We start from the raw sequence: 15,959 nt of genomic DNA, 5'->3' as shown, positions 1-15,959 counted from the left end.
CACTACCCCCTGATCCCGTCGAGCACGAACTTGCGCAGGCCGTCGAGATCGGTGTCGACGGCCACCTCGATCGACGGCCCGTCCGGCTCGCCGTTCGCTTCCCGATGTGTCCAACGACGCTGATCGAGCAGGGTCGCGCCCCGGTACGGGCCGAACGAGCAGTCCACGTCGACCGGGAACCGCTCGGTCTCCAGGATCCCGGGCCGGATCGCCTCGGCCACGGCCACCGCGTCGTGCAGGACGATGCCGTCGTAGCCCAGTTCCTTGCGGTAGTGGTCGAGGTAGTCGCCGGTGAGCGAGACCAGCACCTCGCCGATCGCGTTGCCCTCGGCGAGCTCGGCCAGCCAGTCGGTGGACACCGCGCAGCGGCGGGTCAGGTCCATCGGCACCAGCGTGACCGGCACGCGTTCCTCGACCAGCACCCGCCGGGCGGCTTCGGGGTCGGCCCACACGTTGAACTCGGCGGCCGCGGTGATGTTGCCGCGCCCGATGGCGCCGCCCATGATCACCAGCCGCTCGATGCGGTCGCGGATGCGCGGGTGCGCGGCCAGCAGCAGGGCGATGTTGGTGAGCGGGCCGATCGGCGCGATGGTCACCGGCTCGTCGGTGCGTTCCAGCAGCGAGACCAGCATGCTCACCGCGTCGGCGGTCTCCAGTTCGCGCTCGGCGGCGGCCAGCGAGGCCGACCGGCCGGACAGCCCGTCCGCGCCGTGCACCGAGGAACTGCGGCTCTGCGCGTGGACCAGCGGGCGCTCGGCCCCGGCGGCGACCGGCACGTCGGCGCGGCCGAAGCGGTTGAGCAGGCGGCGGGCGTTCTCCGTGGTCGCTTCCAGGGGCACGTTGCCGAACACGGTGGTCACGCCGACGAGGTCGACCTCGGTGCTGCGCGCGGCCAGAGCCAGCGCGAAGGCGTCGTCGACCCCGGGATCGGTGTCGATGATCAGTTTCCTGCCCACTGCCGCTCCCTAGCCTGTCACCCGCCGACGGCTACAGGTTACGGTCAGCCCCATGACATCCATGTGGGGTTCCCCGGTGGTGGCCAGGGCGAAGGCGTGGCGGCGGGCGCGTAGCGACCCGCGGCAGGCCCGGTTCCTCACCGCCGACTCGCTGCGCTGGGTGCTGCGCAACCGCGCCTACACCCCCTGGTACCTGGTGCGGTACTGGCGGTTGCTGAAGTTCCGGCTGCTCAACCCGCACATCATCCTGCGGGGCATGGTCTTCCTCGGCAAGGACGTGGAGATCCACTGCCGTCCCGGCTACGGCCGCCTCGAGATCGGCCGCTGGGTGCACATCGGCGACGGCAACGCGATCCGCTGCCACGAGGGCTCGCTGCGCATCGGCGACAAGGCCGTGTTCGGCAGGCAGAACGTGGTCAACGGCTACCTCGACATCGAGCTGGGCGGGGCCACGCTGGTCGCCGACTGGGTCTACATCTGCGACTTCGACCACGTGACCACCGACATCACGCTGCCGATCAAGGACCAGGGCATCGTCAAGTCGCCGGTCCGGATCGGGCCGGACACCTGGATCGGCACCAAGGTCTCGGTGCTCAAGGGCACCCGCGTCGGCCGGGGCTGCGTGCTCGGCGCGCACGCGGTGGTCCGCGGGGACATCCCGGACTACGCGATCGCGGTGGGCTCACCCGCGCGCGTGGTGCGGGACCGGCGTGCCGACTACGAGGCCGACGCCGAACGCCGCGAGGCCGTGCGCGACATGGCCCGCAAGGCGGACAAGGCGCTGGAGAAGACGCTGCGTGATCTGACCTCGAACTGAGGCGAACGGGACGAACGGCGGATTGTCGTTCGTTGCCTTAACTAACTAGCATCGGGCGCCTCACCCCGCGAATTCGGAGGAGCAGCTCGTGCGAGTACGCAGACGTTCGGCCTTCGCCCTGGTCACCCTCTCCAGCATCGCCTTGCTCGGCACCACCGCCCCCGCGGTCGCCGCGCCGGACGACGGCCTTCTCACCGCGGCCGCGACGTGCAGCGAGACCCCGCGCGAGCTGCCGATCAACGAGTTCACCGACCACCGCGAGCTGGGCGTGGAGCTCGACCGGATCGAGCGCGTCAGCGGCGGCAAGGTGCAGGTCGAGCAGCTGGGCCGGAGCAACCGCGGGCGCGAGATCCACTCGGCGCGCGTGGGCACCGGCCCCAAGGCCGTGCTGCTCACCAGCGAGATCCACGGCAACGAGAAGACCGGCACCGACGCCATCCTCGACCTGCTGGACTTCGTCGGCACCAGCGACTCGGCCAAGGCGAAGCGCTGGCGCAGCGAGCTGACCATCGTCGCCATCCCGAAGATGAACCCGGACGGCGCCGAACTCGACCGCCGCGGCAACGACATGACCTGGCCGGAGGTCACCGCGCGGCACCCGCAGCTGCGCGGGGTCCAGCCCGCGTGGAACTACTACACCGGCTCGACCCAGGGTGACGACTACTCGAAGCGGCCCGGGTTCGACATCAACCGCGACTACCACCCCGACCTGAACTACGTGCCGCGCAAGGAGGACTTCCCCGGCACCTCGGCGCAGACCGGCTGGTACCTCTCGCCGGAGACCTCGATCGTGCGTGACGTCTACCGCGGCCTGACCGCCGAGTTCGGCAAGGTGGACACCTACGTCGACCTGCACCACCAGGGCGCCTGCTACGTGATGCCGGACGACCCGGAGGAGTTCGTCACGCTGTCCATCTCGGGCAAGTTCGTCGACGACCCGGCGACCACGCCCGGCTACGAGAAGTACGCCTCGAAGTACGACCTCAAGTACTCGAAGCAGCTGAACGTGGCGGTGAACAACGCGCTGCAGGGCGCGGCGAACAACCGGCCGGTGTTCGGCAACGTGACGCTGTACCCGCAGGACACGAACCTGCCCGGCACCGGCCTCGGCTCGTTCGCGCTGAACGGCAGCGGCACCGTGTTGTTCGAGGTCCGCGGGCAGACCCAGACGCTGGGACAGCAGTACCGCGCGGTGCTGACCAAGTCCGTCTACATCGGACTGGACGGCATGCTCTCGTCGATCGCCAGCGGCAAGGTGCGCACCCTGGACCCGGCCGACTACGACCGGATCCCGCCGCGCGGCCCGAACATCGGCACGGCCGCCGAGGCCGAGGCCCGCTTGGACGGCTGAAGCAGGCAGCGGCTAAAGCAAGAAGTGGAACAGCGGACTGCCCGGCTCCACCCGTTCCACCTGGAGCGGGCTGGCGTCGAGGCGGTCCAGCAGGCCGGGCAGGTCGGCCGGGCGCTCGATCTCGATCCCGATCAGCGCCGGGCCGGTCTCCCGGCTGTTGCGCTTGACGTACTCGAACAGGGTGATGTCGTCCTCCGGGCCGAGCACCTCGTCGAGGAAGCGGCGCAGCGCGCCCGGCTCCTGCGGGAAGCCGACCAGGAAGTAGTGCTTGAGTCCCTTGTGGACCAGTGAGCGCTCGAGGATCTCGCTGTACCGGCTGACGTCGTTGTTGCCGCCGGAGACCACGCAGACCACGGTCTCCTGCGGGCCGACCTCGATGGTCGCGCCGAGCGCCGCGCTGGCCAGCGCGCCTGCCGGCTCGGCGATGATGCCGTCGGACTGGTACAGCTCCAGCATCTCCGTGCACACCCCGCCCTCTTCGACCGACGTCAGCTCGGCGCCGCTGTCGCGGATGATCGGGTAGGTGACCGAACCGGCGATGGCGACCGCGGCACCGTCGACGAACGAGTCGACGGTCTCGATCCGCACCGGCTCGCCCGCCTCGATCGCGGCGGCCAGGCAGGCCGCGCCCGCCGGTTCGACGCCGATGATCCGGGTCGACGGGTGGCGTTCGCGCATCCAGCTGACGATCCCGGCGAGCAGCCCGCCTCCGCCGACCGGCACCACGAGCACGTCCGGCGCGAACCCGAGCTGGGCGACGATTTCGCTGGCCACCGTGCCCTGCCCGGCGACCGTGCGGGGGTCGTCGAAGGCCGGGACGAGGGTGGCGCCGGTGCGCTCGGCCTCGCGCTTGGCCTCGGCGGAGGCGTCCTCGTAGCTGTCACCGGTGACGATGACCTCGACGTGCGCACCCCCGAGCGTGGCGATCCGCTCGCGCTTCTGCCGCGGCGTGGTGCGCGGCACGAAAACGCGGCCGTTGGCCCCGAGCCTGCGACACGCGTAGGCGACGCCCTGCGCGTGGTTGCCCGCGCTGGCGCAGACCACGCCGCGGGCGCGGACCTCCTCGTCGAGCTGCACGATGAAGTTGTAGGCGCCGCGGACCTTGTAGGAACGGACCGTCTGGAGGTCCTCGCGCTTGAGCCAGACGCGGGCGTTCATCTGCGCGGAGAGGCGGGAACTGGGTTCGAGCGGGGTGCGGGTGACCACCCCGGACAGCCGTTCCGCGGCCTGGTCCACCAGATCCGCGCTTACTCCCGCCGTGCGTACGCCCTGCATGCCCCGGGAACCTACTCCGGCCCCCTCCCGCCCGATCGAGCCCCCGCTGCCCACCCCCGCCGAATGCTATGAGTGGGGCATTACTTGCGTTCAATGCAAGTAATGCCCCACTCATAGCATTGCCGCGGCACCCGTCACGGCTTCGGCACCGCCGGGTAGGGGACGAAGGTGCTGGTGTTCTCGTCGACCGTCAGTTGCTTCCCGATGGTGGGGAACGCGCGTTGCGGGCAGGCCGGGCGTTCGCAGACCTTGCAGCCCATGCCGATGGGGGTGGCGGCGGCTCGGTCGTCCAGGTCCAGACCGGTCGAGTAGACCAGCCGCCGGGCGTGGCGGAGTTCACAGCCCAGTCCGACGGTGAACATCTTCCCCGGCGACCCGTACCCGCCGATGTTCCGCGAGATCGTCCGCGCGATCCAGAAGTAGCTCTTGCCGTCCGGCAGCGAGGCGATCTGCGTCAGGATCTTGCCCGGCGAGGTGAACGCCTCGTAGATGTTCCACAGCGGACACGCCCCGCCCACCCGCGAGAAGTGGAACCCCGCCGCCGACTGGCGCTTCGACATGTTCCCCGCCCGGTCCACCCGCACGAACGAGAACGGCACCCCGCGCATCTTCGGCCGTTGCAGGGTGGACAGCCGGTGGCAGGCCGTCTCGAAGCCGACGCCGAAGTGGTCGCACAGCCGCTCGATGTCGTACCGGAACTCCTCGGCCCGCTGGTGGAACGCCTCGTACGGCAGGATCAGCGCCCCGGCGAAGTAGTTCGCCAGCCCGACCCTGGCCAGCGAGCGCGCGGCCGGACCGGAGAACGCCCACGAATCCGCCAGCTCGGCGATCAGGTCGTCGTACTCCAGCAGCGCGATCTGCGAAGCCATGCGAAAGGCCTGTTGCCCGACCCGCAGGCTCGGCGCCATCCGCAGCACCCGCGCGTGCGGCTCGTACCGGTGCTGCTCGCCGACCGTCTCGTCGATGCCGTCGCTGGTCACGTGCACGCCGTAGCGTTCGGTGAGCCGGTCACGCAGCGCGGAGAGCACCTCGCCCCGGCGCAGCGGGAGGTCGGCGGCCATCCGTTCGGCGCGTTCGTCCAGCTCGGCGACGTAGTTCTCCCGCTCGTAGAAGAAGTCGCGCACCTCCTCGTGCGGCAGCGGCCCGGCCGCGCTGCCGTGCACGCCGCTGCCGTCCTCGGTGACCAGCGCGGCGGTGTTCTCCACGGCGTCGCGGTAGCGCCGGTGCAGCCGGACCAGCGCCTGCGCGATGGACGGCAGGTTCGTCGCCAGCTCGTTGATCTCCCCGGTGGTCGCCTGCACGCCGAGCGACTCGTCGAGCAGGGCTTCGCGCACGTCGGCGACCAGGCGCGCGGTGTCGTTGTTCGCGAAGAACTCGGCGTCCACGCCGAACGCCTGGGTGATGCGGAAGAGCACCGGCACGGTCAGCGGACGGGCGTTGTGCTCGATCTGGTTGAGGTAGCTGGGGGAGATTTCCAGCAGCCTGGCGAGGTCCGCCTGGCTCATCGAGCGCGTTTCACGCAGGTGGCGCAGCTTGGCGCCGGCGAAGGTTTTGTCCACTGAACCCATCCTTTCGGGAAGGTTTCCCGCCCTGAACGATCAAGTAAACGATCAAGCTGGGGGAAATCCGCAGGTGTGCGAACTGCGCGTTCGCAACCTTCGCTCGCATGCTACGAAAAGTTTGCAAAATTTGGCAAATTGGAGCTGTAGCCGCGTTTCCGCAGCGCATGTCATGGTCGAGACAGGAAGCGAGAAATCGCAACGTTCGCAAAGGTTTCGCAAAGGTGGGAAGATCGATGGCTGAGACGGTCAACAGGGAGCAGGCGGCGGCAGAGCTTGCCAAGCAGTGGGAGACCGACCCCCGCTGGCAGGGTGTGGACCGTACCTACAGCGCGGCCGACGTGATCAAGCTGCGCGGCAGCGTGGTCGAGGAGAACACGCTCGCCCGCCTCGGCGCGGAGAAGCTGTGGAACCTGCTGCACACCGAGGACTACATCCACGCGCTGGGCGCGCTCACCGGCAACCAGGCGGTCCAGCAGGTCCGCGCCGGGCTGAAGGCGATCTACCTGTCCGGCTGGCAGGTGGCGGCCGACGCGAACCTGTCCGGCCAGACCTACCCGGACCAGAGCCTCTACCCGGCCAACTCGGTGCCCGCGGTGGTCCGCCGGATCAACAACGCGCTGGGCCGCGCCGACCAGATCACCTGGGCCGAGGGCAACACCGACATCGACTGGTACGCCCCGATCGTCGCCGACGCCGAGGCGGGCTTCGGTGGCCCGCTCAACGCGTTCGAGCTGATGAAGGGCATGATCGCGGCCGGCGCTGCGGGCGTGCACTGGGAAGACCAGCTGGCCTCGGAGAAGAAGTGCGGCCACCTCGGTGGCAAGGTGCTCATCCCGACCAAGCAGCACGAGCGCACGCTGAACGCCGCCCGCCTCGCCGCGGACGTGGCCGGGGTGCCGTCGCTGATCATCGCCCGCACCGACGCACAGGCCGCCACGCTGATCACCAGCGACGTCGACGAGCGCGACCAGCAGTTCATCACCGGTGAGCGCACCGCCGAGGGCTTCTACAAGGTCCGCAACGGCATCGAGCCGTGCATCGAGCGCGGCCTCGCCTACGCCCAGTACGCCGACCTGCTGTGGATGGAGACCTCCGAGCCCGACCTGGAGGTGGCCCGCAAGTTCGCCGAGGCGATCAAGGCCAAGTACCCGAACCAGCTGCTGGCCTACAACTGCTCGCCGTCGTTCAACTGGAAGAAGCACCTGGACGACGCGACCATCGCCAAGTTCCAGCGCGAGCTGGGCCACATGGGCTACAAGTTCCAGTTCATCACGCTGGCCGGCTTCCACGCCCTGAACTACTCGATGTTCGACCTGGCCAAGGGCTACGCGAACGAGGGCATGACCGCCTACGTCGACCTGCAGGAGCGCGAGTTCGCTTCGGAGGAGCGGGGTTACACCGCCACCAAGCACCAGCGCGAGGTCGGCACCGGCTGGTTCGACCAGGTGGCCACCGCGCTGAACCCGGAGAGCTCGACCACCGCGCTCACCGGCTCCACCGAAGAAGCCCAGTTCCACTGATGACCAGGAAGCCGCCGGGCCCGCCCCCTTGGTAGTCGCCCGCACGACTGGGGCGCCCGGCGGCTTCCCTCCCTCTCCTTCTCTCCCTCGAGAAAGCCAGTTCCCGGAGGAACCAGATGTCCGACAAGCTCGCCTACCGCATCGACCTCACCGGTCCGAGCGCCGACCGGTTCGACGAGATCCTGACCCCGGCCGCGGTGGAGTTCGTGGCCAAGCTGGACAACGAGTTCGCCGGCCGCCGCCGCGAGTTGCTCGACGAGCGGCGCCTGCGCCGGGAGAAGCTGGCCAGTGGCGAGGAGAAGCTCGGCTTCCTGCCGGAGACCGCGCACATCCGGGGTGACGACTCCTGGCAGGTCGCGCCCGCGGCCCCCGGCCTGGAGGACCGCCGGGTGGAGATCACCGGGCCGACCGACCGCAAGATGACGGTCAACGCGCTCAACTCCGGGGCCAAGGTGTGGCTGGCCGACTTCGAGGACGCCAACGCCCCCACCTGGCACAACATGATCGACGGCCAGCTCAACCTCTACGACGCCATCCGCCGCGACATCGACTTCACCGGCGAGAACGGCAAGCGCTACACCATCGGTGACGAGCCGGCCACCATCGTCGCCCGCCCGCGTGGCTGGCACCTGGTGGAGAAGCACATCCGCATCGACGGCCGCCCGGTCTCGGCGAGCCTGGTCGACTTCGGCCTGTTCTTCTTCCACAACGCGCGCCAGCTGCTCGCCCGCGGCCGCGGCCCGTACTTCTACCTGCCGAAGCTGGAGAACCACCGCGAAGCGCGGCTGTGGAACGACGTCTTCCGCTTCGCCCAGCGCGAGATCGGCCTGCCGCAGGGCGCGATCCGGGCCACCGTGCTGATCGAGACGATCACCGCCGCGTTCGAGATGGACGAGATTCTCTACGAACTGCGCGAGCACGCGGCCGGGCTGAACGCCGGGCGCTGGGACTACATCTTCAGCGTGATCAAGAACTTCAGCGAGCACGGCGCCGACTTCGTGCTGCCGGACCGCGCGCAGGTCACCATGACCGTGCCGTTCATGCGGTCCTACACCGAGTTGCTGGTGCAGACCTGCCACAAGCGCGGCGCGCACGCCATCGGCGGCATGGCCGCGTTCATCCCCAGCCGCGACCCCGAGGTCAACGCGAACGCGCTGGAGAAGGTGCGCCAGGACAAGGTGCGCGAGGCCGGTGACGGCTTCGACGGTTCGTGGGTGGCGCACCCCGGCCTGGTCCCGGTCTGCCGCGAGGTCTTCGACGAGGTGCTCGGCGGCTGGCCGAACCAGCTCGGCAAGCTGCGCGAGGACGTCGTGGTCACCGCCGAGGACCTGCTCGACGTGGCCAGCGCCGGTGGCGAGGTCACCGAGGACGGGCTGCGCGCCAACATCAACGTCGGCCTGCGGTACCTCGACTCGTGGCTGCGTGGCACCGGCGCGGCGGGCATCTCGAACCTGATGGAGGACGCGGCCACCGCGGAGATCGCGCGCTGCCAGGTGTGGCAGTGGATCCGCAACGGCACGAAGCTCGCCGACGGCACCGCGGTGACCACCGAGCTGGCGTTCGAGCTGCTGCGGGAGGAGCTGGGCCGCATCCACGCGGAGCTGGGGCCGGGGAACCGGCTGGACGATGCGCGGGACATCTTCGTGGAGACGGCTCTCGGGGAGAAGCTGCCTGCGTTCTTTACTACGTCGGCTTATGCGCGGTACTTGACTGCGTAGGTGGTGCTGGGGCTCCACCCCGATTTTTGATTGTGACTACGGCGAAGGCCTCCATGTCAAGGCGGGAAAGATGCCTTGACATGGAGGCCTTCGCCGTGTTTTTGGCGGGGATCGGGGTGGGAGGGGGTCTGGGTGGGTGCTCCGGGGGGTGCCCGGGTGGCGGTCGTGTGGGTGGGGTGGGGGGTGCCGTGAATGTGGCTTTCACGGCGGAATGCGCCGTGAATGTGGCTTTCACGGCACCTGGGGGGCGAGGGCCGGGGGCTGTCCCAAACCTGGGGGATCGCAACTTTAGGTACGCCTACTTAGCGGGTTCCGGATTGTTTTCACGTTCGGGGACCGGGCAGGCTCCGGCGAGTCGGACATCTCCCCCTCGCCGAGGAGTTCTCGTGAAGAGACTGCGTCACGCGCTGGTCCTGGTGGCCGCGTCCGCACTGCCGATCGCAGTGCTGAGCGCGCCTGCCACCGCCGCCCCCGCACTCGCGGCCCCGGACATCCCGGTGGCGAACGTGCAGGCCCACCTCACCGCTCTGCAGAACATCGCCACGGCCAACGGCGGCAACCGCGCCCACGGTCGCGCCGGGTACAAGGCCTCGATCGACTACGTGAAGGGCAAGCTCGACGCCGCCGGCTACCAGACGCAGCTCCACACCTTCAGCTACAACGGGGCCACCGGCTACAACCTGATCGCCGACTGGCCAGGCGGCGACCCGAACCAGGTGATCATGGCGGGCGGGCACCTGGACAGCGTCACCGTCGGCCCCGGCATCAACGACAACGGCAGCGGTTCGGCCGGGCTGCTCGAGGTGGCGCTGACCGTGGCCAAGCAGAACCTGCAACCGCAGAAGCACCTGCGCTTCGGCTGGTGGGGGGCCGAAGAACTGGGGCTGATCGGTTCGACCCGGTACGTGAACAGCCTGACCACCGCCCAGCGTTCGCTGATCAAGGCGTACGTGAACTTCGACATGACGGGCTCGCCGAACCCGGCGTACTTCGTCTATTCGAGCTCCGGCCAGCCCACCGGTTCGTCCGCCATCGAGAACACGCTGAAGGCCGGGTTCCAGGCCAAGGGCGTGGCCACCGAGCCGACCAACGTCGGCGGCCGGTCCGACCACGCCGCGTTCGCCCGGGCGGGCATCCCGATCGGCGGCACGTTCAGCGGCGCCGAGGGCATCAAGACCTCGGCGCAGGCGCAGAAGTGGGGCGGCACCGCCGGGCAGGCCTACGACCGGTGCTACCACCGCTCGTGCGACACCACCAGCAACATCAGCGTCACCTCGCTGGACCGGCACACCGACGTCATCGCCCACACCCTGTGGTCGCTGAGCGGTGCCCCGGCCAGGGCCGCGCTCGACTGCGTGCGCTGCCCGATCTGATCGAGCCAGCCCTCGTGGTCGCGTGCGGCGGCGCCGCGACCACGAGGGTGTTCACCCAGGTCAACCAGGGAAGGCGTTGCCGGTGGCGATCTTCGGGCGGCCCAGGACCTCGGGCTCCCCGACCTTCGCCCGGCGGTAGACGGCGGCGGTGTCTTCGGCGATGCGGCACCAGTCGAAGTCCGCGGCCAGCCGGGCCTGCGCGGCGGCGGCGCGGCGTCGCGCGGCCCCGGCGTCCGCCAGCACGGTGTCCACCGCGGTACCCAGCGCGGTGACGTCACCCGGCGTGAACGCGAGCCCGGTCACGCCGTCGACGACCACCTCGCCGAGCCCGCCCGCGGTCGACGCCACCAAGGGCGCCTTCGCGGCCGCGGCTTCCAGCGCGACGATCCCGAACGGCTCGTACCGGCTCGGCAGCACCACGGCGTCCGCCGCGGACAGGACCGCCCGCAGGTCCCGGTCCGACAGGTGGCCGACGAACTCCACCGCCCGCCGGACCCGCAGCTTCTTGGCCTGCTCGACCAGTTCCTCCAGGTGCCGCCCCTTGCCCGCGACCACCAGCCGGGTGCCGGGGTGGTCGCGCCGGATGCGCGGCAGGGCGGCGAGCAGGTCCTGCACACCCTTCTCCCACTCCAGGCGGCCGAAGTAGAGCAGCAGGGGAGCGCCTTCGGGGCTGTAGGTCCGCCGCGCGTGCTCGACCTCCGCGGCGGGCACCTGCCAGCCGCGTTCCTCGATGCCGTTGTGGATCACGGTGATCTCGTCCGGCGTCACCTCGAACAGGTGCCCGACCTCGGCGCGCATCGCCTGCGAGCAGGTGATCAGCGCGTCGGACCGGTTCGCCAGCCACCACTCGACCGAGTGCACCTGCTGGTTGAGCGGGTGCGACAGCCAGCCCGAGTGCCGTCCGGCCTCGGTGGCGTGGATCGTGCCGACCAGCGGCACGCGCGCGGCGTCGGCCAGCGCGATGGCGGGGTGCGTGACCAGCCAGTCGTGGGCGTGCACCACCTCGGGCTGCCAGCCGCGCAGCAGTTCGTTCCCGGCGCGGACCATCGCGTGGCCCATGGCCAGCGTCCAGGCCACCAGGTCGCGTTCGAAGGTCACGTGCATGGGGTCCTCGGCGACCCGGATGATCCGGACGCCCTCGACCACCCGATCGGTCTGCGGGTGCGTCGACGCGTCCGTGCCGGCGACGTGGCGGCAGAGCACCACGACCTCGTGCCCGTCGCGGACCAGGTGCCTGGCCAGCGCGTGGACGTGCCGGGCCAGCCCGCCGACCACGACCGGCGGGTACTCCCAGGAGAGCATCAACACGCGCATGCAGGGCAGGTTACTCGTGAGTCAAGCGCGGGCCGTGCGGCCGTGGCGGATCTTTGCCAGCATCGGTGGTGATGAGCACGGACTGGAAGCCCAAGGAGCCCATCCTGCCCACCCCGTGGACGCACGAGGCCGGCCCGGACCACGCGCTGCCGGAGTACCCGCGCCCCCGCCTGGTGCGCGACCGCTGGCTGAACCTCAACGGGCTGTGGGAATACACCACCGAGCAGAGCCGCGGCGAGCGGATCCTGGTGCCGTACCCGCCCGAGTCCACGCTGTCCGGGATCGGCAGGCACGACGACCTCATGTGGTACCGCCGCACCTTCGAAATCCCACCCGATTGGGCGGGTGACCGGGTGCTGCTGCACTTCGGCGCGGTCGACCAGCGTGCCCGGGTCTGGGTGAACCACCAGCTGGTCGCCGAGCACGAGGGCGGCTTCACCGAATTCAGCGCGGACATCACGGACGCGCTGCGGGTTAGCGGGCCGCAGGAGGTCCTGGTCCGGGCCGAGGACCGCGTCGACATCGGCACGCACCCGCTGGGCAAGCAGCGCCTGGACCCGGGCGGCATCCTCTACACCGGCGCGTCCGGCATCTGGCAGACCGTCTGGCTCGAACCCGTGCCGCGCCACCACATCCGGCGTCTCGACATCGACAGCGACCTGACCGGGCTCACCGTCACCCCGCGCGTGTCCGGTGGTGAGCGGGCGGAGGTCGTGGTCAGCACGCCGGACGGCGAGGAGGTCGCCCGCGCCGACGGGCCCGCCGGCCGGGCCATCCGCGTCGAGGTGCCGTCGCCGCGGTGGTGGTCGCCGGACGACCCCTACCTCTACGACCTGACCGTCCACCTGGGTGAAGACACGGTCCGCGGGTACGCCGGGCTGCGCACGATCGGCATCGCCCGCGACGAGCGAGGGAGGCCGCGGATCGCGTTGAACGGCCGCATCACCTTCCTGCACGGCCCGCTCGACCAGGGCTACTGGCCCGACGGCGTCTACACCGCGCCCACCGACGAGGCGCTGCGGTTCGACCTGGAGAAGACCAAGGAACTCGGCTTCAACTTCGTCCGCAAGCACGCCAAGGTCGAACCGGCACGCTGGTACTACTGGACCGACAAGCTCGGCCTGCTGGTGTGGCAGGACATGCCGTCGCTGCCGGTGCTGCTCGACAACCCGCCGGGCCCGCAGGCGCCGCCGGTGCCGGAAGCGCGCCAGCGGTTCGAGGCCGAGTTGCTGGAGCTGATCGACCAGCTGCGCGGCGTCACCTCCCTGGTCGGCTGGGTGCCGTTCAACGAAGGCTGGGGCGAGTACGACACCGTGCGGATCTCCGCGCTGGTGCGCGAAGCCGACCCGACCCGGATGGTGAACGCGAGCAGCGGGGTCAACTGCTGCCATTCGCACCACGACACCGGCGCGGGTGACATCTACGACGACCACACCTACGTCGGCCCCGGCCGTCCCGAGATCATCGACGCCCGGGTGACCGTCGACGGCGAATACGGCGGGCTCGGCCTGGTCCTCCCCGATCACGTCTGGCCGGGACCGCCGATGGCGTACGAGATGACCGGCAGCCCCGAGGAACTCACCCGCCGCTACGCCGAGGTGAGCACCGAACTCGCGCGGCTCGTGCCCGAACTGGGCCTGTCCGGGGCCATCTACACCCAGACCACGGACGTCGAGAACGAGGTGAACGGATTTTTCACCTACGACCGCAGGCAGGTGAAACTCGACATCGCCGTGGCCACGGCACACAATCGACAGGCGATCGAGGCGGGTGGTCAGGCCCAAGATCGGTGACTTTCGGCCCTTTCCCGGAGCAGGCCGGGTTTGCCAGGTTGAGCCGGTGTGTCGCCGACGCGCACCGGAGGTCGACATGGGCGGTTCACGCGCGGAGGCGCTGAGCCACGGCGAGTGCCTTGACCTGCTGGAAAGGGCCGGGGTGGGGCGGGTGGTGTACACCAAGCACGCGATGCCGGCGATCGATCTGGTCGGCTACACCATGCGCGACGGCGCGGTGATCATCCGCAGCTCCGGCGACAGCGAACTGCCCGCGGCGCTGCGCAACGCGGTGGTGGCCTTCCAGGCCGACCGCTTCTCGTCCGATCTGACCGCGGGCTGGACGGTGAGCGTGGTCGGGCACGCCACCGAGATCTCCGACCGCGCCGAACTGGCCCGGCTCTCCGGCGCCGCGCTGACGCCGTGGGCGACCTCGCCGGCCGACCGGTTCCACAAGATCACCGTGAAACTGGCGTCCGGCACCCGGATCGGCGACGGCCGATGATCAGGGTCTTCCTGGTCGACGACCACGAGGTGGTCCGCCGCGGGGTCGCGCACCTGCTCGAGGCCGACGCGGACCTGGAGGTGGTCGGCGAAGCGGGCACGGCGGCGCAGGCACTGGCACGGATCCCCGCCTTGTGCCCGGACATCGCGGTGCTCGACGTGCGCCTGCCGGACGGCAACGGGGTGGAGCTGTGCCGCGATCTGCGGTCGCGGGTGCCCGGCCTGAACTGCCTGATGCTCACCTCGTTCACCGACGAGCAGGCCATGCTCGACGCGATTCTGGCCGGTGCGGGCGGGTACGTGATCAAGGACATCGACGGCCTGCGGCTGGTCTCCGCCGTGCACGACGTCGGTTCCGGGCTGTCGCTGCTGGACAACCGGGCGGCCGCCGCGCTGATGGCGAAGCTGCGCGCGGACGTGGCCGCCGACGGCCCGCTGGCCACGCTGTCCGATCGGGAACGCGAACTGCTCGGCTTCATCAGCGACGGCCTGACCAACCGGCAGATCGCCGTGCGGATGAACCTCGCCGAGAAGACCGTGAAGAACTACGTTTCGCGCCTGCTGACGAAACTCGGCATGCAGCGCCGCACGCAGGCCGCGGTCCTGGCGACCCGGCTGCGCGGGCAGCGATCCGGCGGCTGATGCCCTGTACGGCGCTGTTGCCGACGGCTTCGGGGTGCAAGTCTGGACGCGTGACCGAGGGTGAGGTCCTGCGCTTGGTGGTCGTCCGCGCCCGCGAGCTGCTCGGCGCCGACCACACCCTCCTGGTGCTGCCCGACGACGGCGCACTGGCCGAAGCGGTCGAAGCCCTGGTGGTGATCGCCGCCGCCGGACCGGCCGCGGACGGGTTCGACGGCAGACGGCTCCCGCTCAGCCGCACGATCGGCGGCGCGGTGTTCCGCTCCGGCAAGGCGCGTCGCGCGCTGTCGCCGGGGGCCGGGCTGGACGACCGCTTCGGACCCGCGCTGGCTGTCCCGCTGCGGGCCGGGGACGAGGTGTCCGGAGTGCTGATCGCGTTGCGGGACAAGGGCGGCGAGCCCTTCGAGGCCAACCGGGTGCCGGTCGCGGAGGGCGTCGCCGAGCAGGCCGCGCTGGCCGTGCGGACCGCGCGCGAGCAACTGCACCAGTACGAACTGGACCTGCTCAACGAACGCGACCGGATCGCCCGCGAACTGCACGACCACGTGATCCAGCGGGTGTTCGCGGTCGGCCTGTCGCTGCAGAGCATCCGCCATCGCGCCGAATCCCCGGAACTCCGGCGGCGGCTGGGGGAGTGCGTGGAGGACCTGCAGGAGGTGGTCCGCGAGATCCGCGGCACGATCTTCGACCTGCACGGCGACCCGGAGGGCGCGACCTGGCTGCGGCGACGGCTGCAGCAGGTGATCGGCGAGCTGGTCGAGGACAGCGGGATGCGCTCGGTCGTGCGGATGACCGGACCGCTCAGCGTGGTCCCGCCGGATCTCGCCGAGCACGCGGAAGCGGTGGTGCGGGAGGCGGTGCGCAACACCGTGCGCCACGCCGGGGCGAAGACGGTGACCGTGGCGGTGGCGGTGGAGAACGAACTGAGCATCGGCGTCTCCGACGACGGCGCCGGCATCGCGCCCGAGCTGATCCACAGTGGACTGGCCGCGCTGGCGGCGCGCGCGGCGGACGCCGGTGGCACGCTGCACGTGCAGGCTTCGCCCGAAGGGGGCACCCGGTTGCTCTGGTCGGTGCCCCTGCCCTGAGCGAGCGGGCGGAAGTCCCTGCCATCCGGGGACTTTCGGCCCTGCGAGGCCGTGGTCCGGTTGTGCCATC

Annotated in this window: 13 protein-coding genes; 9 read left to right on the top strand and 4 right to left on the bottom strand. The window is 70.3% G+C overall.

Annotated elements, in window-relative coordinates:
• Positions 1-2 precede the first annotated feature (2 nt).
• A complete protein-coding gene (locus tag JOM49_RS41160) occupies positions 3-956 on the bottom strand; it encodes a nucleoside hydrolase (protein WP_209670108.1) in 954 nt (317 codons plus the stop codon).
• A gap of 52 nt (positions 957-1,008) precedes the next feature.
• Here JOM49_RS41160 and JOM49_RS41155 point away from each other — a divergent pair, with 52 nt between their 5' ends.
• Positions 1,009-1,773, top strand: coding sequence for an acyltransferase (locus JOM49_RS41155; RefSeq protein WP_209670106.1), 765 nt, complete (start codon positions 1,009-1,011; stop codon positions 1,771-1,773).
• Positions 1,774-1,915: 142 nt separating this feature from the next.
• Complete coding sequence (locus tag JOM49_RS41150; RefSeq protein ID WP_372444241.1) at positions 1,916-3,124, top strand: M14 family zinc carboxypeptidase; 1,209 nt, start codon at positions 1,916-1,918, stop codon at positions 3,122-3,124.
• A gap of 12 nt (positions 3,125-3,136) precedes the next feature.
• On the opposite strand, the gene ilvA is transcribed toward JOM49_RS41150, so the two are convergent.
• Positions 3,137-4,399 (bottom strand): threonine ammonia-lyase IlvA, encoded by a 1,263-nt coding sequence (ilvA, locus tag JOM49_RS41145; protein ID WP_209670103.1) that lies wholly within the window; start codon positions 4,397-4,399, stop codon positions 3,137-3,139.
• Between the two features lie 134 nt (positions 4,400-4,533).
• Complete coding sequence (locus JOM49_RS41140) at positions 4,534-5,958, bottom strand: short-chain fatty acyl-CoA regulator family protein (RefSeq protein WP_209670101.1); 1,425 nt, start codon at positions 5,956-5,958, stop codon at positions 4,534-4,536.
• A 236-nt stretch (positions 5,959-6,194) separates the two neighbouring features.
• On the opposite strand from JOM49_RS41140, the gene aceA reads away from it, so the two are divergent.
• The 3 genes from aceA (at position 6,195) to JOM49_RS41125 (ending at position 10,572) form a co-directional block, all read left to right on the top strand.
• Complete coding sequence (gene aceA, locus JOM49_RS41135; protein WP_209670099.1) at positions 6,195-7,481, top strand: isocitrate lyase; 1,287 nt, start codon at positions 6,195-6,197, stop codon at positions 7,479-7,481.
• 116 nt (positions 7,482-7,597) lie between these two features.
• Positions 7,598-9,199 (top strand): malate synthase A, encoded by a 1,602-nt coding sequence (gene aceB, locus JOM49_RS41130; protein ID WP_209670097.1) that lies wholly within the window; start codon positions 7,598-7,600, stop codon positions 9,197-9,199.
• Positions 9,200-9,585: 386 nt separating this feature from the next.
• Positions 9,586-10,572 carry a M28 family metallopeptidase gene (locus JOM49_RS41125; protein ID WP_308159039.1) on the top strand — a complete coding sequence of 329 codons (987 nt, stop codon included), beginning with the start codon at positions 9,586-9,588 and terminating at the stop codon, positions 10,570-10,572.
• A gap of 60 nt (positions 10,573-10,632) precedes the next feature.
• Here JOM49_RS41125 and JOM49_RS41120 read toward each other — a convergent pair whose 3' ends face one another.
• Complete coding sequence (locus JOM49_RS41120) at positions 10,633-11,886, bottom strand: glycosyltransferase family 4 protein (protein ID WP_209670093.1); 1,254 nt, start codon at positions 11,884-11,886, stop codon at positions 10,633-10,635.
• A 71-nt stretch (positions 11,887-11,957) separates the two neighbouring features.
• Here JOM49_RS41120 and JOM49_RS41115 point away from each other — a divergent pair, with 71 nt between their 5' ends.
• From JOM49_RS41115 to JOM49_RS41100, 4 genes are all read left to right on the top strand, one after another.
• Positions 11,958-13,679 (top strand): glycoside hydrolase family 2 protein, encoded by a 1,722-nt coding sequence (locus JOM49_RS41115; protein ID WP_209670092.1) that lies wholly within the window; start codon positions 11,958-11,960, stop codon positions 13,677-13,679.
• 76 nt (positions 13,680-13,755) lie between these two features.
• Positions 13,756-14,163, top strand: a complete 408-nt coding sequence (locus JOM49_RS41110) for a pyridoxamine 5'-phosphate oxidase family protein (RefSeq protein ID WP_209670090.1) — start codon at positions 13,756-13,758, stop codon at positions 14,161-14,163.
• Positions 14,160-14,804: a response regulator gene (locus tag JOM49_RS41105; RefSeq protein WP_209670088.1), complete on the top strand. Its 645-nt coding sequence runs from the start codon at positions 14,160-14,162 to the stop codon at positions 14,802-14,804. Before JOM49_RS41110 ends, JOM49_RS41105 begins: the two co-directional genes overlap by 4 nt.
• Before the next feature lie 50 nt (positions 14,805-14,854).
• A complete protein-coding gene (locus tag JOM49_RS41100) occupies positions 14,855-15,889 on the top strand; it encodes a GAF domain-containing sensor histidine kinase (RefSeq protein WP_209670086.1) in 1,035 nt (344 codons plus the stop codon).
• Positions 15,890-15,959 lie beyond the last annotated feature (70 nt).

The sequence above is a fragment of the Amycolatopsis magusensis genome (assembly GCF_017875555.1).
Classification (GTDB): Bacteria; Actinomycetota; Actinomycetes; order Mycobacteriales; family Pseudonocardiaceae; genus Amycolatopsis; species Amycolatopsis magusensis.
This window is presented reverse-complemented; position numbering and strand designations above follow the sequence as displayed.